Source organism: Pseudoalteromonas sp. NFXS39 (genome assembly GCF_040148775.1).
GTDB lineage: Bacteria > Pseudomonadota > Gammaproteobacteria > Enterobacterales > Alteromonadaceae > Pseudoalteromonas > Pseudoalteromonas apostichopi.
Genome location: NZ_JAGDEC010000003.1, coordinates 265110 through 291241, shown reverse-complemented (window position 1 = coordinate 291241; position 26132 = coordinate 265110). Strand labels below are relative to the sequence as shown.

17 protein-coding genes and 1 other RNA gene are annotated in these 26132 nt (G+C 41.0%); 7 read left to right on the top strand and 11 right to left on the bottom strand.

Annotated elements, in window-relative coordinates; all coding sequences use genetic code 11:
- Nucleotides 1-5 precede the first annotated feature (5 nt).
- Complete coding sequence (locus J3455_RS07465) at nucleotides 6-1124, bottom strand: SIS domain-containing protein (protein ID WP_349561452.1); 1119 nt, start codon at nucleotides 1122-1124, stop codon at nucleotides 6-8.
- Nucleotides 1125-1145: 21 nt separating this feature from the next.
- Nucleotides 1146-2411 (bottom strand): D-tagatose-bisphosphate aldolase, class II, non-catalytic subunit, encoded by a 1266-nt coding sequence (locus J3455_RS07460; RefSeq protein ID WP_349561451.1) that lies wholly within the window; start codon nucleotides 2409-2411, stop codon nucleotides 1146-1148.
- A gap of 274 nt (nucleotides 2412-2685) precedes the next feature.
- Between J3455_RS07460 and J3455_RS07455 the strand changes: the two genes are divergently transcribed.
- Nucleotides 2686-4146 carry a Gfo/Idh/MocA family protein gene (locus tag J3455_RS07455; RefSeq protein WP_055199196.1) on the top strand — a complete coding sequence of 487 codons (1461 nt, stop codon included), beginning with the start codon at nucleotides 2686-2688 and terminating at the stop codon, nucleotides 4144-4146.
- 103 nt (nucleotides 4147-4249) lie between these two features.
- On the opposite strand, the gene J3455_RS07450 is transcribed toward J3455_RS07455, so the two are convergent.
- From J3455_RS07450 to J3455_RS07440, 3 genes are all read right to left on the bottom strand, one after another.
- Nucleotides 4250-7114: a TonB-dependent receptor gene (locus tag J3455_RS07450; RefSeq protein ID WP_349561449.1), complete on the bottom strand. Its 2865-nt coding sequence runs from the start codon at nucleotides 7112-7114 to the stop codon at nucleotides 4250-4252.
- 71 nt (nucleotides 7115-7185) lie between these two features.
- Nucleotides 7186-8067 (bottom strand): FecR family protein, encoded by an 882-nt coding sequence (locus tag J3455_RS07445; protein WP_349561448.1) that lies wholly within the window; start codon nucleotides 8065-8067, stop codon nucleotides 7186-7188.
- 36 nt (nucleotides 8068-8103) lie between these two features.
- Nucleotides 8104-8667 (bottom strand): RNA polymerase sigma factor, encoded by a 564-nt coding sequence (locus J3455_RS07440; protein ID WP_135923466.1) that lies wholly within the window; start codon nucleotides 8665-8667, stop codon nucleotides 8104-8106.
- Nucleotides 8668-8883: 216 nt separating this feature from the next.
- Between J3455_RS07440 and J3455_RS07435 the strand changes: the two genes are divergently transcribed.
- Entirely contained in the window at nucleotides 8884-11640 is a 2757-nt protein-coding gene (locus J3455_RS07435) for a TonB-dependent receptor (RefSeq protein ID WP_349561447.1), read from the top strand.
- A gap of 52 nt (nucleotides 11641-11692) precedes the next feature.
- On the top strand, nucleotides 11693-13519 hold the full coding sequence (locus J3455_RS07430; RefSeq protein ID WP_349561445.1) for a metallophosphoesterase family protein: 1827 nt from the start codon (nucleotides 11693-11695) through the stop codon (nucleotides 13517-13519).
- 45 nt (nucleotides 13520-13564) lie between these two features.
- On the opposite strand, the gene J3455_RS07425 is transcribed toward J3455_RS07430, so the two are convergent.
- From J3455_RS07425 to J3455_RS07410, 4 genes are all read right to left on the bottom strand, one after another.
- Complete coding sequence (locus J3455_RS07425; RefSeq protein WP_349561444.1) at nucleotides 13565-16243, bottom strand: M14 family metallopeptidase; 2679 nt, start codon at nucleotides 16241-16243, stop codon at nucleotides 13565-13567.
- Nucleotides 16244-16382: 139 nt separating this feature from the next.
- Entirely contained in the window at nucleotides 16383-18629 is a 2247-nt protein-coding gene (locus tag J3455_RS07420) for a S46 family peptidase (RefSeq protein WP_349561442.1), read from the bottom strand.
- Between the two features lie 181 nt (nucleotides 18630-18810).
- Nucleotides 18811-19053 carry an HP1242/YdcH family protein gene (locus J3455_RS07415; RefSeq protein WP_130050521.1) on the bottom strand — a complete coding sequence of 81 codons (243 nt, stop codon included), beginning with the start codon at nucleotides 19051-19053 and terminating at the stop codon, nucleotides 18811-18813.
- A 185-nt stretch (nucleotides 19054-19238) separates the two neighbouring features.
- The gene (locus J3455_RS07410) at nucleotides 19239-19877 is read right to left on the bottom strand and encodes a response regulator transcription factor (protein ID WP_130050520.1); all 639 of its coding nucleotides are present in this window, start codon (nucleotides 19875-19877) and stop codon (nucleotides 19239-19241) included.
- 145 nt (nucleotides 19878-20022) lie between these two features.
- On the opposite strand from J3455_RS07410, the gene J3455_RS07405 reads away from it, so the two are divergent.
- Both J3455_RS07405 and J3455_RS07400 read left to right on the top strand, forming a co-directional pair.
- Nucleotides 20023-20568, top strand: coding sequence for a hypothetical protein (locus J3455_RS07405; protein ID WP_130050519.1), 546 nt, complete (start codon nucleotides 20023-20025; stop codon nucleotides 20566-20568).
- Nucleotides 20569-20585: 17 nt separating this feature from the next.
- Nucleotides 20586-22265 carry an MASE1 domain-containing protein gene (locus J3455_RS07400; RefSeq protein ID WP_349561440.1) on the top strand — a complete coding sequence of 560 codons (1680 nt, stop codon included), beginning with the start codon at nucleotides 20586-20588 and terminating at the stop codon, nucleotides 22263-22265.
- A 245-nt stretch (nucleotides 22266-22510) separates the two neighbouring features.
- Here the strand turns inward: J3455_RS07400 and rnpB are convergent.
- An RNA gene (rnpB, locus tag J3455_RS07395) (RNase P RNA component class A) lies at nucleotides 22511-22862 on the bottom strand.
- Between the two features lie 42 nt (nucleotides 22863-22904).
- The gene (rsmI, locus tag J3455_RS07390) at nucleotides 22905-23762 is read right to left on the bottom strand and encodes a 16S rRNA (cytidine(1402)-2'-O)-methyltransferase (protein ID WP_167658643.1); all 858 of its coding nucleotides are present in this window, start codon (nucleotides 23760-23762) and stop codon (nucleotides 22905-22907) included.
- Between the two features lie 61 nt (nucleotides 23763-23823).
- Here rsmI and J3455_RS07385 point away from each other — a divergent pair, with 61 nt between their 5' ends.
- A complete protein-coding gene (locus J3455_RS07385) occupies nucleotides 23824-25701 on the top strand; it encodes a penicillin-binding protein activator (RefSeq protein ID WP_349561439.1) in 1878 nt (625 codons plus the stop codon).
- 39 nt (nucleotides 25702-25740) lie between these two features.
- Nucleotides 25741-26112: a YraN family protein gene (locus tag J3455_RS07380; RefSeq protein WP_130050516.1), complete on the top strand. Its 372-nt coding sequence runs from the start codon at nucleotides 25741-25743 to the stop codon at nucleotides 26110-26112.
- Nucleotides 26113-26132 lie beyond the last annotated feature (20 nt).

Sequence of the window (26132 nt, the reverse complement as noted above, 5' to 3'; positions counted from 1 at the left end):
ACTACTTAGCGAGAAGTTAATGGGTAAATAGTTACCCCTTTTACAACACGGTTAACTTCGCCCGTAGGGCAAGGATTATCAGGTGTTAAACCGAGTGACATTGATTTATAAAATGCAAAAATCTGACAATAGACAATATAATACAGACCTTGCCAAACATCATCTAGCTCGACCAGTTCAGTATTTAAAGCCAGCTTTTTGACCGCAGAACATTGTTGGTCATTTAATAGTTCATTATATAAATCAGCATCATACAAACTACTATAAAAATCACTCGAGGCCATCAACAACACTGCTGTTTTATCGTTAATAATAGTTTTAGGGCCATGGCGAAAACCGAGTGGCGTTTCAAAATAACTAATTAAGTCACCATTCGTTAATTCTAAACACTTTAAGGCCGCTTCTTTTGCGTAACCAATTAAGGAACCAGCCCCTAAAAACACCAAGCGTTCAATATCAGTTTGCGCAAAGTTCCTAACCTCATCGAGTTGAGTTTCGAGCAGCTGCTCTGTTTGCCTTGTCACTTGTGTGAGCTGATTAACATCAGGGGTAAAAATACATAACGTTGAAAGCAACATCGAAGTAAAACTACTGGTCATTGCAAAGCTTTCATCAAGGGTTTCTTTCGGCATAAGTACACTAAAGCTATTGCTTTTAATCGCAGCTCTTTTAGCTAACTCACCGCTTTCATTACAGGTAATCACTAAGTGATAGCATTTTTCAACAACTTGCTCAGCGATATCGACCGCAGCGACACTTTCAGGGCTATTACCTGAACGCGCATAAGAAATAAGTAAGGTTGGCGTACCCTTTTGTAAAAAACCATGTGGGTTAGACACAATATCTGTAGTGCTGACTGCGCGCACATTTAAATCTGTTTTGGCAGTTAAGTGTGGTGCTAATACTTCGCCAACATAAGCTGATGTGCCAGCGCCAGTTAATACTATTTGTAATTCCTTTAATGGCAGAAGCGGGGCTAAAAATGCGTTTATTTCTGCTCGATGTGTTTCGATAATAGCGGCGGTATTAAACCATGATTCTGGCTGCTGAGAGATTTCTCTTGCTGTCCAATAAGCGTTCTTTTGCTTAAGTTCTGTTTCGTTTAATAATAAATACTGCGTCATAATAAATTCTCTCAACACCACCTATTGATTACAAGCAAGCGAATAGGTATTCGTTACTTCCATTATTTTATTAAGTACTAACTCACGCGGTGATGAGTTAATTTGGCCATTGATTAATGCTTTGTATTGCATTGGCATAAACTGACTAAGCAAGGTTTGTGGAATGATTTGCTCTTCTAAATTATCAAACAAGGTTTCTACCGTTTGCTTTATTTCATCTTCAGGCCAGTAGTAACGAATACGGTCGCTATAACTGTAAGCTCTAAATAACTTCGCTTGAGCGCCTTCTGTTGGGTAAAATTTATTCCAGTAATGCGGTTTTTCAAGCATGATCCGCTCACATACATCACGTAAATTAGAACGCTTGGCAGGATCAACTAACTGGTCTTCAATATAAGATAAAGCAAATAGGCCTTCACGAAGTGCATAAGTAAGCTGTGGGCCTACCTTCAATATCGCAAAGTGATCTTGCACTAGCTCATGGTAGCAGTGATCAGGCTGATAATCCGTTGAGTGAGCCTCATAAACTAGGTTGTCGACATGGGTTATAAATTCTTTCAGTTTTTGCGCCTCATTACGTTGATAGTTAAATACTTGATGATTATCAAACTCAACCCCTGGCTGCACAACAACAGCAATAACACGCGACCACACATCACTAATATTAAATTTAGCAAACGCAGCCTGATGTAATTCTATTGTTTGCTGTACACCTTCAACATGCGACACTTCAATCGTATCATGCTCCTCAGTAGCGCCACCCGGAGGAGGAACCTCAGTACCCACTACATAGACAATATCGTTATCTTCTGAGACCGACTCGGCAGCTTGACACATCAATGCTGCACGCTCGGCAATCACAGCATCAGCCAAACGTTCTCCATCGCCATCACATGGCATACTGGCATCTAAATGAATTTTCTTAAAACCAGCGCTTGCATAGGCTTTTACTAGTTCAACAGCTTTTTCCATCGCAACCTCTGCAGGCTCATTCACCCAACACACTGGGCCTAAATGATCCCCACCTAAAATAATGCGCTGGGTACCTAACCCTACCTTTTCGGCTATTGCATGGACAAATTCAACAAAGTCATGGGGCTTCATACCTGTGTAACCACCAAACTGATTAACTTGATTCGCCGTAGCTTCAATTAAAACTTCAGTGTCATCATTGAGAGCTTGCAACATCGCTGCTTCGATAACGAGCGGGTGTGCACAGCACACAGAGTAAATTCCCTGCGCTTGCCCTACTCGATTGTTATTTATAATCGTTTTTAATGCATTCATGGTTTTCTCCAAGCAGCTTACGCTATTGGTTAGATACGTGATTTGAAATTACAGTAGCACAGCGCGAAACACTTCGCAATAAAATGAAAGGTAACGAAAGATATAGAATAAGTTAATAGCACGCTTAATATAGGGTTTAATAAGACTTTAAATGATAAACCCTGCAATTACGAAAGATTTTGAAAGCATTTAATTGTAATTAACTTTGAGTTGCGATATAACAGAAATAACTGAAACCCACTATTAAAATAATCTCAGTGATTTAGGTATCGTTATGACAATAGATAGACGTAGTTTTTTAAAATCTGCCGCAGCCATTACCGCCGCGACAGTCGTGACTGGCTGTGCGAAAAGCCAACAAGGTGATAATCAAAGCACCCCACTTGCTGCACAAGGTAAAAGCGTAATGGGCTTAGCTGTGCCAGCAATGGATGTGGTACGTGTTGGTTTTATCGGAGTTGGTCAACGTGGTAGCGGCCATGTAAAACACCTTTGCCATATTGAAGGTGTTGAAATTAAAGCTATTTGCGATACAGATCAGCTAATGCTTGATAAATCTGTTAACTATGTTGTTGAAAAAGGCTTACCTAAACCAACTGCTTATACGGGTTCTGATAAAGCCTATTTAGACATGCTTGCTCGCGATGACATCGACATTGTGATCATTTCAACACCTTGGAAATGGCACACACCAATGAGTGTTGAGACCATGGAAAGTGGTAAACATGCCTTTGTTGAAGTACCCGCAGCCACCACAATGGAAGAATGCTGGCAACTAGTGAACACTGCTGAACGCACACAAAAGAACTGTATGATGATGGAAAACGTTAACTACGGTCGCGACGAGTTAATGGTATTAAACATGGTTCGAAAAGGCGTATTTGGCGAGTTACTACATGGTGAAGCCGCTTATATTCATGACCTGCGTTGGCAGATGAAAGAAATCGACCGTAGCACCGGCTCTTGGCGCACTTACTGGCATACGAAAGTAAACGGTAACTTATACCCAACTCATGGTTTAGGCCCGGTTTCTCAGTATATGAACATCAACCGTGGTGACCGCTTTGACTTTGTTACATCAGTCAGCTCTCCTGCTCTTGGCCGCGCAGCGTACGCAGAACGTGAATTCCCTGCAGGCCACGAACGTCGTTCACTTAAATTTACTGCTGGCGACATGAACACCAGCATTATTAAAACAGTGAAAGGTCGTAGCATTATGGTTCAGCACGATACCACTAGCCCTCGTCCGTATAGCCGCCATAACCTAATTCAAGGTACTAATGGTACATTTGCAGGTTTCCCTAATCGTATTGCCCTTGAAGATGTGCCACCAGCTATCGCGAAAATTTATCAACAGCAATATGAAGCAGAGCTCGCTGCGTGGGAAAAAGCCGGCTCGCAAGGTCGTAAGCCACATATGCAAAATTTCCATAGCTGGGATCAAGATATGGAAAAGTGGCGTGCCGAGTTTGATCATCCACTTTGGAAACGCATGGGTGAAGAAGCGGTTCGTAACGGTGGTCACGGCGGTATGGACTTCATTATGCTTTGGCGCATGATCTACTGCTTGCGCAATAATGAGCCACTTGATCAAGATGTATACGATGCTGCAGCATGGTCATCAATCTTCCCGCAAAGTATGGCATCGGTTGCTGATAGAAGTAACAGCAAAACAATTCCAGACTTTACCCGTGGCGCTTGGCAAACAGGCAAGCCGCTGGGGATTGTGTCTTAACACTTTCTCTCCTTGGAATACTAAAAAGCCCGCCCTTTGCCCTGCGGGCTTTTTTATTAATTCACAATGTTATTCATTCATATGATGATACTTTGATGATCATTTATAGAGTTAATGAAAGACTCAGTACAAAGCGGCGACCAAATTGTTCTACTTTCATAAGTGATGAGGCGTCCTTTGTTTGTACCTCTCTAACTAGGCTCTTATCTGTGGCATTAAAAATATCAAATCGCAACGCAACCAAATCAGAGAAAAACCAACTGTAACTTAGGTCTACACTTGTAAAATTATCGACATAAACATCTGCATTATTCGATAAGTCTCGCTGCTCTAAAAAATCACTCCGGTAATTAAGATTAACAGCACTTTGCCATTGCTTTGCGTTAAACAGTAAGCGCAGATTTGCAGTTAATTCAGATACCCCTTCAATATCTGTGTTGTCGATTTGCTCCGCCGTTAATTTGGCGTCCAATAACTGACTAACACTCGATATCATTCGACTTTGCAGTAGAGAATTTGATAACACAGGTAGTTTCAAATCAGTACTAAATTGCAGCCCACTAATTGCTGCTTGTCCATCATTATTGGCTTGTAAAGCTGGGTATTGCTGCTGTTGATAGGTTACGTTTTTGATTTGTTCAACAATAAAGTTATCGAGCTGATGATTAAATGCCATCAATTGCAAACTACTTTCTTCACCTGACCAACTAAAAGATAGGCTAGTGGAGTTTGCTACTACAGGTTCTAAAGCTGGGTTTCCTAATTCGGCATAGGGTAAACCGCCAGAATTAACATGTAGTTTTGGATTTAAATCAGAATAGTTAGGCCGATTCATTGCACGGCTATAACCTAAGCGAGCAAGCCATTTCTCAGACAACTGCCATTTGAAATTCAAAGAAGGTAACCAAGTAGAAATGTTAACCTGCTCAGAAAGCTTTTCTAGTTGGCCGCTTTCATTGAGCTGATGCCCTAATGTTTTACTTTTTACATAGCTGTGCCTGAGTCCAAAAGCGGTCGTTAAGTTTTTAAGTTCTGATATTTGCCATACGCTGTGGATATAGCTTTCATAGGCAGTAAATTCAGTTTCATAACTATTTAAGTAATCATTGGCTTGCCGATCAGCAAATGGTAGGTCAATATCATACAACTGTAAAAGGTCACGCTTTGGGATCAGCCAAGCTTGCGTAGGCTGTGACAGAAAATCGGCTTGAAATTCCGTATTTAATGGCTCTAACCAACGGCCATCAAGCGCTGGTAAATCAGTTAACTGTATTTGCGATAAACTTACATCTTGGCGAAGATACTGATGAGAGTGCGTAGACTTTACTGCGCCAAACTGTAAACTCGACAACCCCCAAATGGATGATATTTGCCAAGTGCTATCTATCCCCCATTCTGTTACTTCATCATTTACTTCAATCTGGCGGCGGCTTAATTGTGATAACTGTGAGTAACTATCAACAAGCGCTAAATTACTGTCCAACTCATAGTAGCCCAGATGTTTTCCAGAAATAGAAACCTCTGCAGGTACAGCTTTTAATTCAACATGAGTTCGGGTAATTGGGGTTTGTGTTTCACTTAACGATTTACTGTGGCTGTAAAACGGACTTATTTGCCAATGGCTACCATCTTTTGCGTACCATGTAGGCAATATTTGTAAGGTTTGAGTATGGTAGTAAAGCCCTGACTCTTCGCGTGAAGATTTACTTTTTGCCGCATTAAATTGCACAGTTTGAATACTGTTTTGATGTTCACTTAGTATGGCTGTTGCATCATCACTTGATGGATTAATTGAGAGCCGGTGCTCATCGTAGGTAAAATCGGTGTCTGAACGAAGCCAAAGTGTATTTAATTCAAATCGCTGACTCGGCTGCCAAGCAATATTTGTGTAATAACTTGCACGAGTTCTGTCTTCATGCTCGATTGTAAGTGCTAACGTATCAGTGGGAACTAAGCTATTATTTTCAAGCCCTTGCCACTGATATGCTGCTGGAGCCCCACCATTATTCCCCCAATGCCACGTTTCAAATTGAAATTGCCTTTGTAAGCGGTTTTCGTAATTAAACTTAACGACAGCAGCTAACTTACTGTCAGCTGAAATAGTATTGGCGATTAAACCAAAGCTTGGTTGAAAGTTACGCTCACCTGCAAGGGCTGCACTGGTTAAGGTTACTTTTAGATGATCATCATCAAATGAAAGCGGATCATCACTTATTAAGTTGACTGTCGCTCCAGCTGCTCCGCTAGGTAACCTTGCATCAGCGAGTTTATATACGGCAATATTGGAAAAAAGTTCGGCGCTGAATGTATCAAAACGATACTGCTGACCATATTGATTCGAGTTACGAACGTTTTCAGTATTTGCTAATCTGTGTCCATTTAACAAGGTTAATTGATACTCAGGGCCTAGTCCCATCGCATTAATGTTAAGTGCTTCTCCGCGATCCCTTGAAATACTAACCCCAGGAATTGCTTGCAGTGCTTCAGCCAAATTTTCAGCTGGTAGAAGAGAAAGCATTGTGCCGTTAGCAAAGTCAGCTTCGCCAATATAGTTTTGTTTTTGCTGCTGCGCGTAATCGGCACTTTGTTGATAATCACGAGCATAAACCAAAGAAGAAGCCTGATTGTTTTTATCACCTTTCACAGTCACCTCCTCTATGAAGGGCTGTGGCAGTGAATGATGTTGTGTCTGGCTTGGCTTAGAAATAATAATGCCCGATGATGTTTGTTGCCAAATAAAGTCATGTTTTAGCAACAAGGCATCAAGGCTTGCCTCTAGACTAACTGTTTCAGATAACGTAGCTGAGTTTAAGATAACTGAACTTACTAGGTTGTCTGGATAAATAATTGCAACTTGGTACTGCTCAGCCAGTGCATTAAGCGCTGCTTTTAGGGTGCTTTGTGCAGCATATAGCTGCTTGGCATACACACCAATCAGCATCAAAGCAAAGCAGAAAATACGCCCCATTAATTTGCATCCTCATTACTAGAGGAAAACATTGTGCCTATTTTCAATGAAAGGTTTATGACAACATCATGTCAGTTTTCAGCCTTTTGACTTAGCTCAATACTATCTGGGTATTGGTTTACATCAAGTGCATTTAGCTGAGCTATGAGCTTTGCAGCACCAAGAATGTCGTCAACAGCAAAGCGACCACTTACATGTATATCACTTGGTACATTACTTAATATCACAGGTTTTTCGCTATAACGATTTAACTGAAATAATGCATCATTGATAGACACGTTATCTAAGTCCAACCATCCTTGCTGCCAATCAGGTTGTGAGGCATTAAATTGCAAGACCTGTATTGTAGAATCACTTACTCGGGCACGCTGCCCTTTCACTAATTCAACGTGCTGCGTTCCATCTAAACTGGTTACTGAAACTTTACCATGAAAAACATCAACTAATGTTTCTCGCAATGTTTTGTCCACATTAAAAGCCGTACCAAGAACTTCGATCGTGGCATTGCCCGTATCAATTGTGAAAGGGCGCGATTCATCACGATGTACAGAAAAATATGCTTCGCCATTTGCTAAGATTGCTTTTCGAGCATGTCTATTTTCACTGAATTCAAGTTGCGTATTCACGTTCATTGCGACCTGTGTACCATCAGACAAATTCACTTGTTGTGCTTTATCACTAGCAAATTGCTGAACAGCTACAAAATCAGAAGAAGATATGGGCGTCTGTTCATTTGATGGCATGAAAGTCCACATTAAAATAGCAAAGCATGCTGCTACAGCACCGCCCCCCCAAGAATACTGCGCTAAACGACGGCGTTTTTTAGCTTGTTCGAGTTGTTCATTCTGTTGTGCATCCACCAGCTCAAGCGCGGCTAATAATGCAGGGTCGTCCCAAATAGCCTTTTCTAGCGCATTATCAGATTCATAATCATGTTGGTGTGAAGAATTCATCGTTGTCTCAATTGCTGGTAATACTAATATGACGGATTAACTGTCATGACGGGGACATTCATGTACTAAAAAATACTCAGCCATGGCATTTTTCAGCATATCCATTGCCCGTGAAATATGTTTTTTAACTGCTTCTTCTGAGATCCCCAAACTACTTGCAATCTCAGCTCGTGTTTGGCCTTTAATACGGCGGCGAATAAACACATCTCTGCGCAATGCCGGCATTTGCGACAAAACGCGCTGATAAAGTTCAATACGTTGCTCATATTCAAGTGCGGACTCAAGCGATAACGCCTCACAATGAGGCTCATGCTCTAAACTTTCTGGTGTTTTTTTCTGCTCACGGTGGTGATCTATTATCAAGTGCTGAGCCATCCGATAACCATATGCGAGCGGATTATCTATCACGTCTAGGTGTTCTGATCTAAGTGCCTTGAGAAGTAGCTTCTGAAATAAATCATCCGCATCAGCACGCTCTGCCACTGCTTTGCAAAAAAAGCCTTTTAAAGCGTCTTGATTTGCTATGAAGCATTGTAAAAGTGTTCTGCTTTGCTCTGTGATCTTATTATCAAAGCCGTTAGTCATTGAAGGTAAAGACATATTTAAGTTAAAGGCTAGCTTATTTATCTGAGTATGACGTAAATGCTAGCCTAAAGGGGACAGCAGTTTGATGATCATTTGGTGACAGTTTTAAGTAACTATCGACTTAAAAGTGTCATGAAAGCTTCATTAAAAAATAGGTCCCCTTCTTTGTTAATGCAGCGTCTTTAGAGGCGAATTTAAACCAAATATTGCATTTAACAGGAATTAACCCTCATGACTTACCGTGCATTTTCATTATCACCTTTAGCGCTTGCTGTTGGCTCATTATTAATTGCTCCCACTTACGCAGAAGAAAACCCAGAGCCAATGGAAGAAATTGTTGTCACTGGCAGCTACATAAAAAGCTTAGAAAAAGCGATTGATTTAAAACGCACTAATATTGGCTTCTCAGATTCAATTGTCGCGTCTGATATCGCAGATTTCCCAGAACAAAACTTAGCAGAAGCTTTACAGCGTATGCCGGGTGTTACGATTGAGCGTAATAAAGGGCTCGGTCAAAAAGTAAATGTACGTAGCTTACCGTCTGAATTTACCTTTGTTTCTATTAACAACCTTGCGACAGCCTCTGGCAGTGGTGGCCGTGATGTTGAATTTGATATGTTTGCGTCAGAAATTATTCAAAGTGTCACCGTTAAAAAATCGCCAACAGCTGCAGATGAAGAAGGCGGCATTGCAGGCTCTGTTGCAATTACGACTGCTCGCCCATTTGACTATGATGGTCGTCAAGTAGTGGCATCGGTTGAAGGCGCATATAACGATATCTCTGAACAAAGCGATCCTAAGTTTGCGTTTTTAGCGAGTAATACCTTTGGTTATTGGGGCGCGCTTGCTTCATTCGCTTATTCAGAGCGTACAAATAGAACAGATAGTAACTCTGGTATTGATTTTCGTCCTCTGTCACGTTGGACAGAAAAATCAGGTTCATCACAATGGCAATCAGACCAAACTGTTGACGTTTTAGAGCGCGATACGGGGATCACTATAAATGATCGCTTCAACAAAGATGAAACCAGCCGCGTTGTGTTTATAAATAAAGTCGGCGACAGAGCTTTCTTAACTGAACAAGAAAAATGGGGCGCAACTTTATCACTACAATACAAACCAAGCAGTGAATTTAGCCTCACTTTTGATGCACTACTGGGCAACTTTGATAATCATGAAGACCAGTATGATGCTGCAGCTTATTCGGCCTCAAGTATCAGTGCATTAGAAAAAATAAACGATTACGATAACACCACCCTTGCAGATTATGGTATTACCGTTTTAACTGATGTTAACTATGCCGCAACCCAGCATGAGTTTTTAAGTAAAGAAAATAGTAGCGATACAGACTACCAGCAATTTAGCTTAACCCTTGATTGGATGATAGGTGACTGGGAAGTTTACGGTGTCGTTGGCTACAGTGGTGCAGATAAGTTAGCAGAAACAACTAACTTAAAGCACACTGCTTATCGCCCAACTCGTACTCGTTACACATCATCAGGCGGTGAAACCATTGCCAGCGATAATCCCGACACATTCGATATGTATAATTCTCCTGAAGCTTATACATTTGATTACTATGAAGTAAATCTAGAAGATATCTCAGATGATAAATATGCAGCTCAACTCGATTTCAGCCGCCATTTCCAACTAGGTTTCTTACCTGCATTGTCAAAAGTTCAGTTTGGTGCGCGTTATACTGATAAATCTAAACAACGTAATTATGGAAGTAATAGAATCACAGGCCCTACCTCGGGTGATTCATCTTGGGTAGGCACACGTACCTTAGCTGATAGCGAAATACATACGATTTCAGATTTAGTGTCCGGTGGTGAGTACCTATCTGACGTATCGTCTAAACAAGACTGGAGTCAAATTTCAAATAGTTATGCACGTAATGAATTACGTTACGATGGTTTCGGCGTTGACTACGAACCAGATCAATTCTACGAAGTATCAGAAAAAACCACCGCTATTTATATGATGGCTGACTTTGCATTTGAAATTGGCACCTTACCAGCCACTTTAAATACTGGTGTTCGTTACATTGATACCGATGTTGACTCTTCAGGGTATCATCAAGTGCAAGCTGATGATGGCAGCACAAACTATACGCCAACACCTATCTCAAAAGAAGGTAACTATAAAGAAACTCTACCTAGCATTAACTTTAGCTTAGAGCTAACTGAAAACTTATTATTCCGCGCGGCAGCATCAGAAACATTTATCCGACCAGCACTAACTGATATTGCTTATAAACGTACTGTGAGTTTAAGTGAATTTAAATACCGCGATGGTAACCCTGATTTAAAACCAACATATGCAGATCAATGGGAAACCGGGCTAGAGTGGTATTTAGAAGAAGGTGGTTTACTTGCTGTTTCATATTTCGAAAAAGAAATTGAAGGCGTAGTGCGTGAATCTCTAACAGGTGTTGTTAATGATGTAACTAAATATAATGACAATGGTACTGTTGATGGTGTTTACGACTTTGATGTTTATCAAAAAGTAAATGCGGATGGTTCATATGATGTAAGTGGTATCGAGTTCATTGCACAAATTCCATTTGCACGTTTTCACCCAATGTTACAGGGGTTCGGTATTAACGCTAACTATACGACGCTTGATAACTCACTTACAGGTGCCTCTGATTTAGCAATTCCAACACCACCTGAGGGCTTAGCTGACGAAACCTATAATGTTACTTTTTACTACGAAAATGACAGCTTTGATGCTCGTATCTCATACAACTATAAAGACAAATACGTAGAGTATATTGAACGCGATATGTACCCTGTTTACCGCGATGCCTACGGTCAAACAGATATCTCGCTAGGTTATCAAATAAACGACATGTTTAAAGTCACTCTTGAGGGGATCAATATCACAGATGAAGAAACAACGGGCTACACTATTGCTCCGACTTTCCCAACTATGTATGAGTTCTCAGGTCGTCGCTTCTCACTGGGCTTACGCGGCAATTTCTAAATACTTTATCGGGGCCTTTGTGCCCCAATTTTTTTTCAGCAAGGCAACTTTAATGCGATTATTTACGCTATTTTCACTGCTTTTTGTTACGCTTCAAACCTATGGCAAAGAGCTAAACACACAAATTGCATTTATTCCCGATGTTCATTTTCACGATATCTATGCTGACTTTAGTCAGAGCGGCTTTAAAGGGGTAAAACTGGATAGCCAAACAAAACCCGTTGCAATTCGGAGTATGAAAGCCCAGCTTCACTCAACGCGACTTTTCAATGAAAACTATTTTGCTCTGATAGCGGCTTTAGATGATATTGCCGAACGCGGTGTGAAATTAATCGCTTTGCCCGGAGATTTTACTGACGATGGACAGCCCGCTCACCTAAAGGGGCTAAAAGCATTATTAAATGATTACTCAAAACGCTTCGACATGCGTTTTTTTGCTATTCCAGGAAACCATGATCCTGTTAAACCAATAAAAACCGCGGCTGGTAAGTCTGACTTTTTGAACAATGAAGGACGCGAAGTTGCTATTTTTAGTCGAGATCATAGAAACTGTAAAACGTCACAGACCGACACTTTGTTTTGCGATGATGGCATTGCTCATGGTGGCTATCAGGAAGTTGTCTCTGCTATGGCTGATTTTGGTTTAATGCCTAATAGCCAAGATTTGCTTTGGCAAACACCTTTTATAAGTGATCATGCAGCCTTGTCAGAACGCCAATATCAACAGTGTAGCAAGGATAAAAAACACTGTGTAATGATCCCTGACACCAGTTATCTAGTGGAACCCGTTGCTGGATTGTGGCTTTTAGCCATAGATGCAAATGTGTATTTACCTGAGTTTAAAAACAACCAACTAACATTCAAAGGTTCTGGAAACGCTGGATACAATAAAGTACTTACTGAAAAGCCATATTTAATAACTTGGATAAAGCAAATTGTGAGTGCAGCAAAAAAGCAAAATAAAACGCTTATTGCATTTAGCCATTTTCCGATGGGTGAGTTTTACGATCAACAAAGTGCATCGATTAAAGAGCTGTATGGCAGCGATGCTTTTCAGCTCACCAGAGAGCCAACCAGAAATACGCAAGCGACCTTAGCGGAAACTGGACTACGTTTGCATATAGGCGGCCATATGCATATGAATGACACCAGCTTTATTAAAACTACAAAAAATACCCTTTATAACATTCAAGCCCCTTCAATAAGTGCATACCGTCCGGCGTACAAATTGGTCAGCATCAAAGGCAGTGAAGCCAAAGTTGATACAGTCCTTCTTGATTCTATTGCTGGCTTTGACGCGCTATTTCCTGCCTATGAAAAAGAATACAGTTACTTAGCTGAGCATGCTCCAGATGAAAAATGGCTTGCGGATATCCTAGATAGTGAAGACTATCATCAGTTTACTTTGCGCCACCTCGCTGGCCTTACGCGTTGGCGTTTTATACCAAGGGAATGGCCGGAAAGTTTTAGAAACTTGTTACTCTCATTCAGTTTCCACGAGCTATTAGGACTATACGACACTCCAATAAACAAGCCTTTAACACGACACTCTGAGCGCGTGCTAAAAGGAGTCACTCTATTTGAGTTTATACGCGATTTTTATTTACTCAGAAATGCAGGATCTTTGGCATTTAAGGACATTCCGACAAAACACCTAAAAGCATACAAAGTCATGGCCCAGCAATTAAATACAATGGGGCAATGTATACCAAAAAAAGTAAGGAAAATAGCACAAACCGTTGATGTTTGTACGCTACAGATAGGTCTTAGCAAAGCCCTTATGATTTTTGAAAAGCTAGCAGATGGTGAAAACGATCGCTGCTTGATCATTGATCTAAACTTAAATGCAAACAAGCCAGCAAAAGCATGCCTTCCTTAATAAAAACGGCACCTAAGCAGGTACCGTCTTTATTGTGCTTAGTAATTACTGAGCATGCGCTGCAGCACGGAAAATCGTGTTAGTTAAAAGTACATTCATGCCTTCAAGGTAGGCACGATAGGTTGGTGATTGTGTAAAGCCAATCACCATGCCTTTGCCTTGAGGTTGATGCACAAGCAATGGTTTATATGCAAGCTGCGCTTTATTTTGCTGCCAAAGGTAACCACTTGCCAGCACATCGTCTTTACCTGTAAACCACGCTAAGTTTTTACCTGAGTTAAGTTTTATTGGCGTGTAAATATCATTACCATAAGCCACCGCAACGAGGTCTTTATCAACCCCAGCCGTTAACCAATGCTCTTGATCTACTTCAACATTAGCAAGTACACCGGCTACATAGTCTGGCGATGTGTGTGACTCGATGCTTGCCGCTTTCAAATCATCACGAGAAGTGAATAACTGTCCTGCCACTTTGCTGCTTTTATTATCGCTGCTATCGGCTTTATCTTCTCGGTAAGCTTGCTCTCGCTTCACATCTAATAAGCCGTAATCAACATTGGTGGTAAAACGGTTTGCATTACCTAAAGCAATCAACACGCCGCCCGCTTCAACCCAGCTTTTTAAATTAGCTGCGCCAGATTTACCTAATGCTTGCTCGTAATTACCTTCTGGTAAAATAAGCACTTGGTAATCACTTAAATCAGCCCATGCAAGCATTGGCGTACGAATCGCGGTTACTGGGTAGCCAAGCTGTCTTTCGATAACAAAACGAGTGTTACCGGCGCTTAGCTCACGAGTAGCGGCATCCCATGCAATCGCCACTTTTGGTGCCACCATAGGCACTATTTTGTTACTACCAAAGCTTGGGCCTTCAATCACCCAGCTTGAATCCACACCATCAACAATTGCACCAGTTTGCTCAGCAATTTGGCTAATTTTAGTTAGTAAGTCCTTTTCGTTTAGGCGCTTCTCGATTACTAAGCTTCCCGCTGGGTAGTTAGTTTTATCACCTAATACAAATGCTTGGTCAGCACTTTTCAGTTTAATGCCAGCTTGTAGTGCCGCTGTTAAAAATCGTGCTGCGGCCGTATCGCCCCAGGCAACAATATAAGCCACTGAGGCATCTGGGTTATTCACTTTACCAAGCAATGTGTCGTCGGCCTTAACTGCTTTACTGTCTGCGCTAACAGCGCGACCACAACTATCGCTATCAACATTAAACATCATCGGCAGTGACCAACCTGTGACATCGTAAATTTCATCACTCAGGTTACGAGCACGGCGTCTTTCTTGCTCTTTTACAAATGCCTCAGCCATATCTACTTGGTCTGTAAATGTGGTGCGTACAAATACCCCACGTGGCTGGGCGGTATCAATAAAGTAGCTACCCGCTTTATACTTAACGCCACAAGCTTTGAAATCTTCGGTTGCTTGTTTAACTTCAACACCATGTTCAGCCATTAAGGTTGCTAACCTATGAGCTCCTTCACGGTTACTTTGCTTAGGTAAAATATAAACACGCTCTTTGCTATCTTTACCCGAATCAATTGCATCAACTTGATATTGATAAAAGTCACCCAGTAATTTTTCGCGTTGATTGGCTGCACCTTCGGCGGTCGAGATTGAGGCCACAAATTGACGTTTTACAGTATTAAAATAAGTGAGCAGCTCACCAGTGTTTTTCTCAAATACATGACCTCTGGCTGAGCCGACTTCGTAGGTTGATGCAGACGCACCATAAAATACTGGCCAGCTATCGCCGTAGCCAGGATAAAAGGCGTCAAAAATTTCTCGGGTAAAATAATCAAAACCAAATTCATCAAAATACTTCGCATGATTTTGACCAATTGCATCCATGTTGGCGATTTGAGTTTTCGTCATATGCGGGTTAAATGGTTGAGCAGCTGGTGCAAAGTAGTAAGATTGATCGCCGCCCATTTCATGAATATCCACCACCACTTGTGGTTTATATTTATTGATTGCTGCCACTCTTCCCTTACTTTCAGGCTGAGTAAGCGCTAACCAATCACGATTCATATCAAACAAATAATGATTTGTTCGGCCTCTTGGCCACGGCTCATTATGTTCTGCACTTAACCTATCAGCACTGTGCTCAAGACCGACGCTTGCATAGTAACGTGTAACAAAGCGCTCACGACCATCTGGGTTTTGCAATGGGTCGATAAAGACCACGGTGTTGTCTAAAATTTTGCTGTTAACGGCATCATTAGGAGCAGCTAATAAGTGATACGCAGTAAATAATGCAGCATCGGTTGAGCTAATTTCATTACCGTGCACTGCATATTGAAGCCAAACTGAAGTCGGTAAATTTTTTATTAGCGACTTCGCTTCTTTTTCAGAGGTAATACGCGGATCAGCCAAAGCTTGTGTGTCATTCGCAAGGGTTTCTAATGAACGAATATGCTCAGCGGTTCCAACCACCGCATAAACCAGCTCGCGACCTTCCCAGCTGTTTGCGTACTTAAACACTTTAATACGATCAGGCGCAGCCTGTTCAAGGGCGCTAAGATAACGGCGCATATCGCTGTAATTAGTGATGCGCTCACCTACGTCGTACCCTAGTACTTGTTTAAATGTCGGTATTTGCTTTTCGTAAGCTGTGCCCGGCCACATTGCTTCAGTATTCGTTGCACTGGCATTAAAGCTTGCCGTTATTGCCACAACACTCACTGAAATGGCTTTTATTATTTGTTTGGCGCTCATTATGTTTCCCAAATAAAAGTATCTATTTTGTACATTACAAAAGTATTGAAAATAAACAAATTAAAAACGTTAGATTGGCATAAATTAAAGACATAAAAAAACCGCAGCGATTGCTGCGGTTATTTTCAAAATAGCGGGGCTATTTAACTAGGGTCATTTCATCAAGTAGGTAACCTGCGTTATCAACTTCTTCCATTAACCAAAGCATGTATCGAATATCAACGTGGATCGCACGGGTGATCTTCGCATTAAAGTACCAATCTTTGGTGATTGATTCATAAGTAGAGTCAAAATTAAGACCCACTAATTCACCTTTACCATTCATCACTGGCGAACCTGAGTTACCACCGGTGGTATCCGCGCTACTTAAAAAGTTTACCGGCACTGAGTTTAGTTCAAGAGGTTTAGCCGCCTCTGGCTCACAACCAAAGCTGAATAAGCTACAACTTACACCAGGTAGACCTAAGTCTCCACGGTAGTACGCGCCAAACGCTTGCTTTTTATATGCTTCAAGCACTTTGTCTGTAACAACAAACGGTTTTTCGCCAGTGTGTTTAGCCACTAAGCCACGCAGTGATGTAAATGGCGTTTTATACACTGCATCTGCTGCTGGATAACCATCAACTTGTGCGTAACTTACACGTAATGTGCCATTTGCATCTGGGTAAACTGGCTTACCTTTAGCATTATTAAAGGCGATGACTGCTTGCATATACTGCGGACGAATTTCAGCTAAACGACCGGCCATTTCTTTTTCGTCAGCCTCTTGTGCCATATTGGTATCGTATAGCGCAACAGCTAACTTAATGAATGGGTCATTTGATGCTTCAAATTCGGCTACTGATTTACCTATCCAGCTAACACGCGTTGCGGCATCTGCAAGCTCTGTTTCAGCATAGAAGTCAGCAATAATCGCTTCAAGTTCGGCTTGTGTTGTAGTGTCTGTGATACCTAAGCCATTGTTTAATGCCGCTACTTGCGCAGCTTTGTCTTGTGCTAAATAGTTACCTAAGTAGCTTAACCATAAGGCTTTATCGACCTCAGGCGTAAACTGCTTTTGTAAACGCTCTAAACGGGCTTTAAGCATAGGAAGATCGCGCTCTTGGTAACCCATTTCACGCTCTGCATTAGGTTTTTTGCTCTCTTTTGCTAAGCGGTATAAACGAATTGCAGTGCTTAGTAAGTCTGCTCGTTTTGCATAATCAAAGTAAAAGTGACTTTGTTGCTGAGCATGTGCTTCAACTAATAATGACTTTAATGCGTGATATGATTCTGCATAGGCTTTACGTTCAGCACTTTGTGCAAACCAAGCTAGGTATTCTTGCTCTTGCGCAGCTTTAATTCCCGGAATATCCGTTACTTTAAAACCGTCTTGTAAACCTTCAAGTTTCTTTAAACGGTTGTTGGTGCTTTTTACACGAGAGGCATATTTTACCTGTGCTTGCTCATCGCCTTCACTCTGCTTGGCAATCACATCAAGGGTCATGTTGTAAGTATTAAGCAGTGTCGGGTAATACCAACTCGCTGAATAATTTACTTCGTCTGCTAGTTTATAGCGGCTTGTACGACCCGGATAACCTGCCACCAACACACCATCCCCTAAGCTTACGCCGCTCGCATTCACTTTTAAGAACGACTTTGGCTTATAAGGTACGTTATCTTCGCTGTAATCTGCAGGTTTACCATCTTTACCGACATAGCCACGTACAAACGTAAAATCAGCTGTATGACGTGGGTATTCAAAGTTATCGATGTCACCACCAAAATTACCCAATGCTTCTGCTGGGGCATAAACTAAGCGCACATCTTTGATCATTAGTTGCTTGATCATGAAGTACTCTAAGCCATGGTGAAAATCTCGAACCGTACAACGGTAGTTAGGATCTGATTCACACTCGCTGATCAACGCCTTGCGGTTCGCTTGAATCGCCTCATAACGCGCTTTGCCGTGTAGTTCTGCGGGTAAGTTACCCAGTACGCGCTCAGTGACATCATCCACTTGTTCTGTTACATACAAACGCTCTTGTGGGCCTGCAGGTAGCTCTTTTGATAAGTCAGCTGCTAAAAAGCCTTTTTCAATTAAGTTGTTTTCTGGTGTGCTGTTATTTTGAATCGCGCCATAAGCACAGTGATGATTAGTTACCGCCAAGCCTTTTGGTGACACAAATGACGCAGAGCAATAACCTAAACCAACCACTGCATTGAGTGGGTATTGGTTGAGATCTGCCACTTGTGAAGCCGGTAATTCGATACCAACGCGGTCAAACTCGCTTTGTAATTGTTTTAATTGATGCGGTTGCCACTGCCCTTCATCAGCGTATGCGCTACCTACAGCGACAACACCCATTAGTGCTAATGAAGTAGTAATAATATTTTTTTTAATCATGTTAATCCTAGTCAGTGCAAAGCACTATTCTATTGTTGCCTGAAAAAATCGCGCTAAGACTACCATAACCTTGATTGAGTAAAGGGATATTGCGATTAACTACGATTGAGTAGTAAAAACAGAAAATAAAAAGCCCCTACTATGAGTATGCAATTGGTAGGGGCATTAGCTTTTTAAATTGTTAAGTGTTGGCTTTTAAAAAGTCATAAAGTTCATCTTTTAGCGCGGCGCGTTGGTGTTTCTTTTCATGCATATCCGCATCTTCAATTGGCGAATTTTGCAATTCAAGCTCACGAATTTCTTTATCCATCTCATCATAACGCTGCATGGTTTTCTTGAAGTGAGCATCATTTTTAGCAAGATTATGGATTAATTCATTAAACTCCGGGAATTCGTTCAATAACGAGTGTTTTTCGCCTAGCATGGGCAACTCCTTTGGCTAGAATTTAAGTTCAATTTCACTGTATCACTGTAACAAACAGAGTCAACGCAGCAACCTTGTCCGAGATCAATAATCACAACGATTCAGAAAATATAGCGTTCAAACTAGAAATTTCCGTTTTTGATAACTTAAGCAATTGATAAACAGCATACAAAACGGGGATGGATTTACCCTATGTCATCAATAAGAATTACCCCTTTTTCAAGAGCTAGTTTAGTAATTTGAATTTGCGAAGTTAAGTTCAGTTTGCTCATAATGCTAGCACGATGAACATGAGCCGTTTTAGGCATTATATCAATCACTTGTGAAATTTGTTTCGCATTAAAGCCCTGCGCAAGTAGCTTAAAAACTTCTAACTCTCTTCGCGTAAGCTTGTTTAATACATTGTCAGTTTTTTGAGGTTTCAAGAAATGCGTGTTAATTGATGGGCTTAAAAATAGTTGGTTTTTAACGATAGAATGTATTGCAGTTATTAGCTCTTCAGCTGCATCTCGTTTCGATAGATAAGCATCAACACCTAAGTCTAACGCTCTTTGAATGTAAGACTTTTCCTCATACATACTCAAAATGATACGCCTAGCACTTGGTAACTTCTTGCCAATTAGTTGAGCGACTTCTAACCCATTTCTATCTGGCAGAGAAATGTCGATAACGAAGCAATCGATATCAATATCATCTATTTTGTGTAGACACTCACTGTAGCTACTAGCTTCAAAAGAAACTTGCCAATCAGGGTCTTCTTCTTCGATAAGAGCCTTAAAACCTTCTCTTACCATTTGATGATCGTCAATAAGCGCAAATTTCATAACAACTCCATGTATTGATTAATCCCCATTATAACGCGGTAAAAACGCACTCAGGTAAGAAAAATTCTTATAAGCCTAAGAAAAGTGGAAATAATTTTTTTGATGCCCTCCTAGTAAACTAACCCTAAATGATAAGGAAATAGCCATGAATAAATTCGCAGGGGAAACAAGCCACTTTCAAAACATCACCGTATTACTACATTACATAGGTGAGTCAAATTATCGTATTGAGTGGACAAGTAAAATGACAAAAGGGTCTACTAACCTAGTCAAAACAGGTAAAAATAAATACGTAGTAATGCGAAAATGGCCAGAAGCGAAAGCCTTAACGGATGTTGCAGCTAACTTTACTTCACGTAATGCCGCTTTTGTTCATTTCATCAAAAATGTAGACATAATTAAAAGTAACGATGAAACCATCAATAAAGCCAAACAGCGATGTTTAGATTATTTTACTCAGTGCGAGCATATCAAGCCAGTAACCAAAACAGCTTTCCCTAAACCACGCTTGCAAGGGGCTCTAGGCCGTGAAGTGATTGTGAAGCATAAGCGTAATATGTCTGATATTGCTAAAGGGCATTTATTACAACTTATTGGTAATAAAGCTGAAATCCAAGTTACACAACGTTATACTTTGTGCAACCCTAGCGCCAAACAACAGTTTGATACGACGCAAGTTTACATATTATAAAAAGGTTATGCTTACTCATGGATAGAGTCTTCAACAAAAGTTCTTTTGGTACTCTTGCTTCTCACTTTAAAAGCATCAAGCGCACTGAAATTGTAAAGTTTGTACTGTTATCGTGCTTAATCGTTTTAATTGCACCCATTATCGAAAATAGTCTTTATTTATTTTCCTTTAACTATGTTGTGTATGAGGACTTTGTTAGCTGGTACTTTCCGGTTGGCTTTAGAGTAGTTTGTTATCTGTTTTTTCCTTTGCGTTATTGGCCAGCATTAGCAGTCGGTTTTACATTAGGACAAATCAGTTATGTTTGGTATTTTTATGATGTTCCTCTTGATGATGCCCTCTATAGGCTTGTTAGCTTTGCATGCCGAGAGTTTTTGATTCTTACTCCTCTTCTGCTGGCAAAGCTTTTCAAAGTTCGATTAGATATTCAAACTGTTAAAAGTGCTGTTACAGTATTATTTATTGCAATTTCATATCGCTTTATACGATCAATGCTCATTATCTTACCGAGTGATAGCCAAAACAAGTACCGGCTTATTGCTGATGAAGATCGTTTTGAAATGATGTTAGCTCATCAGCTTGGCGGTATCATAACGACACTTATCATGTTGCTTTTCGCGTTTCATGCTAAAACAATTTACCAGCAATTAAATAAACTCATAACTAAAGAGGTTAGTACTCTCTTAGTGCAGCTGTGTTTTTGCCTCACTGTTTTTATTGGGGTTTATTTGTTTGAACCTAAATCACTTTATCTCTTGCGAATGCTCGCTATATTTCCATTGATATGGTTTAGCTATCGATACGGGGCCTTAGGGGCTATGAGCTATGCAAGTGTAACTGTTATATCCTTACTCATTAACGTCTATGGTGTGAATGAAACCGAGTTACTCCTGACTACGCAACTTTACATAATAAGTTACAGCGTTCTGGCTCTTTTGCTCAGTGCATTTGTTACTGAATTAAATAAGTCTAAATCCGCATTATTAGAGCAAAATAAAGAATTAATTGAACTTAGCACGCTAACTCAAAACTTAGCCTCTAAAGTTGTCAATGTTCAAGAATCTGAGCGAAGCCAGCTTTCACAAGAATTACATGATGATATAGGTCAAAACCTAACAGCTTTAAAAACAAATATTGCAATATTAGAAAAGAAAACAGCCAACCATAACGAGCTAGCATCGACAATTACACGACTCCAAAACGTTTCAAGCCATATGTATGACTCGGTATATAGGTTAATGCACTGGCTGAGACCTCGTCTATTAGACGAATTGGGTTTAGAAGCAGCATTAAAAAGCGAGTTATTCTCTGAGCACCTAAATGAAGCTGGAATAGCTTATCAATGCAAAATAAGTGGACCGATAGATAACTTAAATGATGATTTTAAAATAGCTATATTCCGTATATGCCAAGAGGCATCAACCAATGCTGTTAAGCATTCTCTGGCCACAGAGTTTTCAATCGATATAACTTATCTACAAAATAAGCTTGAAGTAATCATTAATGACAATGGTATTGGCTTATCTGCACAGCCAAATTCTAATTCAAAAGGAGGGTTTGGAGTGTTAGGAATTGTTGAACGTGTTTCAGTTCTTAATGGTAAAACACAGTTTAAAAATGGTGAATTTGGTGGTTTAACAATAATGATAAATTTCACTACTACACATAATGGTTACTCCGCAGTAGCCATAAACTAAACAGTGAAAACTCGTCACACTCTCCCTTTAATACTCTTATTCAAAGCCAGTAAACCACTTTTTGTATGAGCGGAGTGGTTTTTCTTAATTACGTAAAGATATAGAAAGAAAAAGCCCCGCATTGCTGCGAGGCTTTTATAATATTTGGTGAGTCAGCCAATAAGCCGCTGTTTTATATGCGCGGAGTGGATTTTCTCCACCCTAAAAACAAAAAGCCTCGGTAAATACCGAGGCTCTTGTATAATTTGGTGAGTCAGCCAATAAGCCGGGTTCTGTCGTGGATAATCATTCGTCTAGGCCATAAATTGCTCTATGGCTCAAGCAACCTACCCGGTTCCAACGTGGGCCACGCCATAAGGAACCCTATTTGGTCTTGCTCCGGGTGGAGTTTACCTTGCAACCAACTGTTACCAGTGGCCCGGTGCGCTCTTACCGCACCCTTTCACCCTTACCAACCGAAGTTGGCGGTCTCCTCTCTGCTGCACTTGTCGTAGGCTCGCGCCCCCCAGCCGTTAGCTGGCACCCTGCCCTGTGGAGCCCGGACTTTCCTCCCCCTGCGCATTTTCGTTGCAGGCAGCGATTATCTCGGCTGACTCGGCGCGCAGTATACCTGAGCGCGCACGTCTATGCAGTAAAGAATTAGTCTTTTTCGTCAATAATTGCTTTATAAAGTGCGTTTTTCTTCAAACCAAAATACTCAGCCACCACACCGCAAGCTTTTTTCAGTGGCATTTCAGCTTCAAGCAAACCTAGCATACGACGCGCATCTTCTGGAATATCGTCACTTTGCTTTACCTTACCTGGTAACATCAATACGATTTCGCCGCGCTGCTTAGTTGGATCATCCGTTAAAAACTGTTTTAGCTCGGCAACTGTGCCATTGAAAAAAGTTTCGAAGGTTTTAGTAAGCTCTTTTGCAAACACTACAGGCTGCTCTGTACCGAGTGCTTCCTCTAAATCATCAAGACTCGCCATAATACGGTGGGTACTTTCATACATGATACTAGTAATACCTGAGTTTACCGCTTCGATAAAAAAGGTTTGCCTTGCTTTACTCTTTGCAGGTGTAAAACCAATAAACTGAAAGCGATCTGTCGGTAAACCAGAACAACATACAGCGGTAATTGCTGCACATGCCCCCGGTACTGGCGTGACATGCGCGCCCTGTTCACGGCATAAATTGACTACCGCATAACCTGGGTCGCTGATAAGTGGCGTGCCGGCGTCAGATACCAGAGCAATATTCATTCCTTGCTCTAGCCAATCAACAATTTGTTGCGCTTTTTGTTTCTCGTTATGGTCATGTAAAGCAAAGGTTTTTGCTTTGATATTAAAATGGCTTAACAACTTTCCTGTGTGACGAGTATCTTCAGCGGCTATTAAGTCAACCTCAGATAGGGTTTGAATGGCACGCTGGCTGATGTCGTCAAAGTTACCAATAGGCGTGGCAACAATGTAAAGAGTGCCGATTTTATCTGAATTGTCCTCATTTAACATTGAGGTCTCCTGCGTCAGTCAGTAATATAAGCAAATCGCGTTAACGTATCGGGAAATCATTGTGCGACTTAAACTTGTTAGTCTATTAATTGTATTGTCAGGGTTATCGGCTTGTAGCACAACCGAAAAACAACGAAATAATACAGAAAATCAATCGAGCCAATCGAGTATGGCTCAATCACAACTAACCGACGCACAATCTATGTACCAAGCGGCACTAAATCGTCACGGTGCTGATAAAATTCAGCTTTTATACACTGCACGAGATGCTGCCATTAGCGAAGAGCGCTGGTCACTTTTAGAAAAGGTCTGCCTTGAATTAGAAGCGACTCCGAGCGTAGACCAAATTCAAAACAAACTTTATATTGCACTAGCTCAAGAGCATCAAGGTAAGAGCGACTTAGCTCTGGCACAATTACAACAACTTGAGCCACAGTTAAGCCAACCAGAGCATCAAGCATGGCATCAATACTTAACAGCGCGTGTTTATGCATCGCAAGGCATGCCAAAACAAGCAATGACTTACTTTTTTAAGGCATCAACACTTAGCAGCAAAAACAACTTTACCGTTGCGAATCTCAATAAAGATTTATGGCAAAGCCTAACCCAGCTTTCTTCGTACGCACTCGAACGCTTTAATCGTGGTTCTGTGGTACAACAAGGTTGGGTTAATCTAGCGCTTTACCACCAAGTGTATTTGGGTGCGCCGGTCGAATTACACCAAGCAATGAATAACTGGTTGCGCCGCTACCCTGGCCACCCGGCAGCAGAAGTGCTTCCAAAAAAAGTGACTGAGCTGGTACAAATTGAGCCTTTAAATGTAAAACGCCTAGCTGTATTACTTCCACAATCAGGTGCCAATGAGCGATTAGGTGATGCTTTAAAAGCGGGTGTTCTCGCGGCCCTTGATGGACAATCATTAGAACAAACATTATTTATTGATGAGTCACTATCTGCTCCAGAAATTGCACTTAAACTCAGCGAGTTTAAAGCCGACTTTGTTATTGGCCCATTATTAAAAAGTAACATTGAAAAGTTGACTAGCGCGCAAACGCTTGTTGATTACCCGGTAATGCATTTAAACACCTTTGATGGTGAGCGTATTTCTCAGCAGCATTTTTTCTTTGCATTAAACCCTGAGCATGAAGTTCAACAAGCCTTAGAACGTTTTTTAACTGCAGGCTATCAAAAACCTATGCTTTTGGCACCGAATAACAGTAACGGTCAACGCTTAGTTGAATACTTCAATGCGCAATGGCAACGCTACAGCGAAGTTAAACCACAAATCGGATTTTATTCTGGCAAAGACGATATGCCTAAGACTATTACAGGCCTATTAGAAGTAGACCAAAGTAAAGAGCGCATAAAAGTCGTAAAATCATTATTTAAACAAGAAGTTGAAAGCGAAACCCGCTCACGCAGTGATATCGATGTAGTTTATATTTTAGGTGATGCCACCGAAACACGCCTAATTAAACCATATTTAGACGTTAACGTGAGTACTTTTGCTGATCGTATTCCGCTTTATGCCAGCTCAAAAAGCCACAGTAAACAAATTGATAGAACCGATAAAGGCGATTTAGATGGCCTTTATTTTACGGAACTACCTTGGATGCTTGACGGTCAAATTGCACAATATAATTTACGCCAGCAATACGATAGTTTATGGCCAGAGAACGCTGATATAAGTCAGCGCTTATTCGCAATGGCATTCGATGCAGCCAGTATGTTGGGTGATGTAAAGCAGTTAAGCATGGTACAAGGCAAACGCTTTAGTGGTATTAGTGGTCAATTAAGCATTGCCAGTAATGGTTATGTAACACGCTCTTTAGATTGGGCACAGTACAAGAACAAAAAAATTATTGCTGTTGATTTAGCAACAGAGCAACCAATTCCACTATTCATGCAATCTGCTGTTGGGATTAACGCTGCTAAATAAACGGTTATTTCAAAATACTACCAGCTCAAGGATGAAGCTATGTCGTGGTTTAAGCAATTGTGGCAAAATAGCCGCGAAAAAGGCCTGTATTACGAAAAACAGGCTGAACAGTATTTAATACAACATGGCTTAAAGACCATTGAGCGTAATTATTTTTGTAAATACGGTGAGCTCGACCTGATAATGCGCGACGGGCAAACACTGGTATTTGTAGAAGTAAAATTTAGGAAAAACGCCCTTCGTGGCGGCGCAAACTACGCGCTCAGCAAGCTAAAACAGCAACGATTAAGGCGAACGATTAGCCATTATCTTGCCGAAAAAAAGATCTCAAATCAGTTAATGCGGATAGATTATGTCGCTATAACGGGTGAGCTTAATAGCAGCCTTAACTGGTTTAAAAATGTTTACTAACGCCTTCTGGCGTCGGCTTA

What these genes read in the sequence shown, in the direction of transcription:
- J3455_RS07465 (WP_349561452.1), bottom strand. Translation starts at nt 1,124, where the DNA reads ATGACGCAGTATTTATTATTAAACGAAACAGAACTTAAGCAAAAGAAC.
- J3455_RS07460 (WP_349561451.1), bottom strand. Translation starts at nt 2,411, where the DNA reads ATGAATGCATTAAAAACGATTATAAATAACAATCGAGTAGGGCAAGCG.
- J3455_RS07455 (WP_055199196.1), top strand. Translation starts at nt 2,686, where the DNA reads ATGACAATAGATAGACGTAGTTTTTTAAAATCTGCCGCAGCCATTACC.
- J3455_RS07450 (WP_349561449.1), bottom strand. Translation starts at nt 7,114, where the DNA reads ATGGGGCGTATTTTCTGCTTTGCTTTGATGCTGATTGGTGTGTATGCC.
- J3455_RS07445 (WP_349561448.1), bottom strand. Translation starts at nt 8,067, where the DNA reads ATGAATTCTTCACACCAACATGATTATGAATCTGATAATGCGCTAGAA.
- J3455_RS07440 (WP_135923466.1), bottom strand. Translation starts at nt 8,667, where the DNA reads ATGTCTTTACCTTCAATGACTAACGGCTTTGATAATAAGATCACAGAG.
- J3455_RS07435 (WP_349561447.1), top strand. Translation starts at nt 8,884, where the DNA reads ATGACTTACCGTGCATTTTCATTATCACCTTTAGCGCTTGCTGTTGGC.
- J3455_RS07430 (WP_349561445.1), top strand. Translation starts at nt 11,693, where the DNA reads ATGCGATTATTTACGCTATTTTCACTGCTTTTTGTTACGCTTCAAACC.
- J3455_RS07425 (WP_349561444.1), bottom strand. Translation starts at nt 16,243, where the DNA reads ATGAGCGCCAAACAAATAATAAAAGCCATTTCAGTGAGTGTTGTGGCA.
- J3455_RS07420 (WP_349561442.1), bottom strand. Translation starts at nt 18,629, where the DNA reads ATGATTAAAAAAAATATTATTACTACTTCATTAGCACTAATGGGTGTT.
- J3455_RS07415 (WP_130050521.1), bottom strand. Translation starts at nt 19,053, where the DNA reads ATGCTAGGCGAAAAACACTCGTTATTGAACGAATTCCCGGAGTTTAAT.
- J3455_RS07410 (WP_130050520.1), bottom strand. Translation starts at nt 19,877, where the DNA reads ATGAAATTTGCGCTTATTGACGATCATCAAATGGTAAGAGAAGGTTTT.
- J3455_RS07405 (WP_130050519.1), top strand. Translation starts at nt 20,023, where the DNA reads ATGAATAAATTCGCAGGGGAAACAAGCCACTTTCAAAACATCACCGTA.
- J3455_RS07400 (WP_349561440.1), top strand. Translation starts at nt 20,586, where the DNA reads ATGGATAGAGTCTTCAACAAAAGTTCTTTTGGTACTCTTGCTTCTCAC.
- rsmI (WP_167658643.1), bottom strand. Translation starts at nt 23,762, where the DNA reads ATGTTAAATGAGGACAATTCAGATAAAATCGGCACTCTTTACATTGTT.
- J3455_RS07380 (WP_130050516.1), top strand. Translation starts at nt 25,741, where the DNA reads ATGTCGTGGTTTAAGCAATTGTGGCAAAATAGCCGCGAAAAAGGCCTG.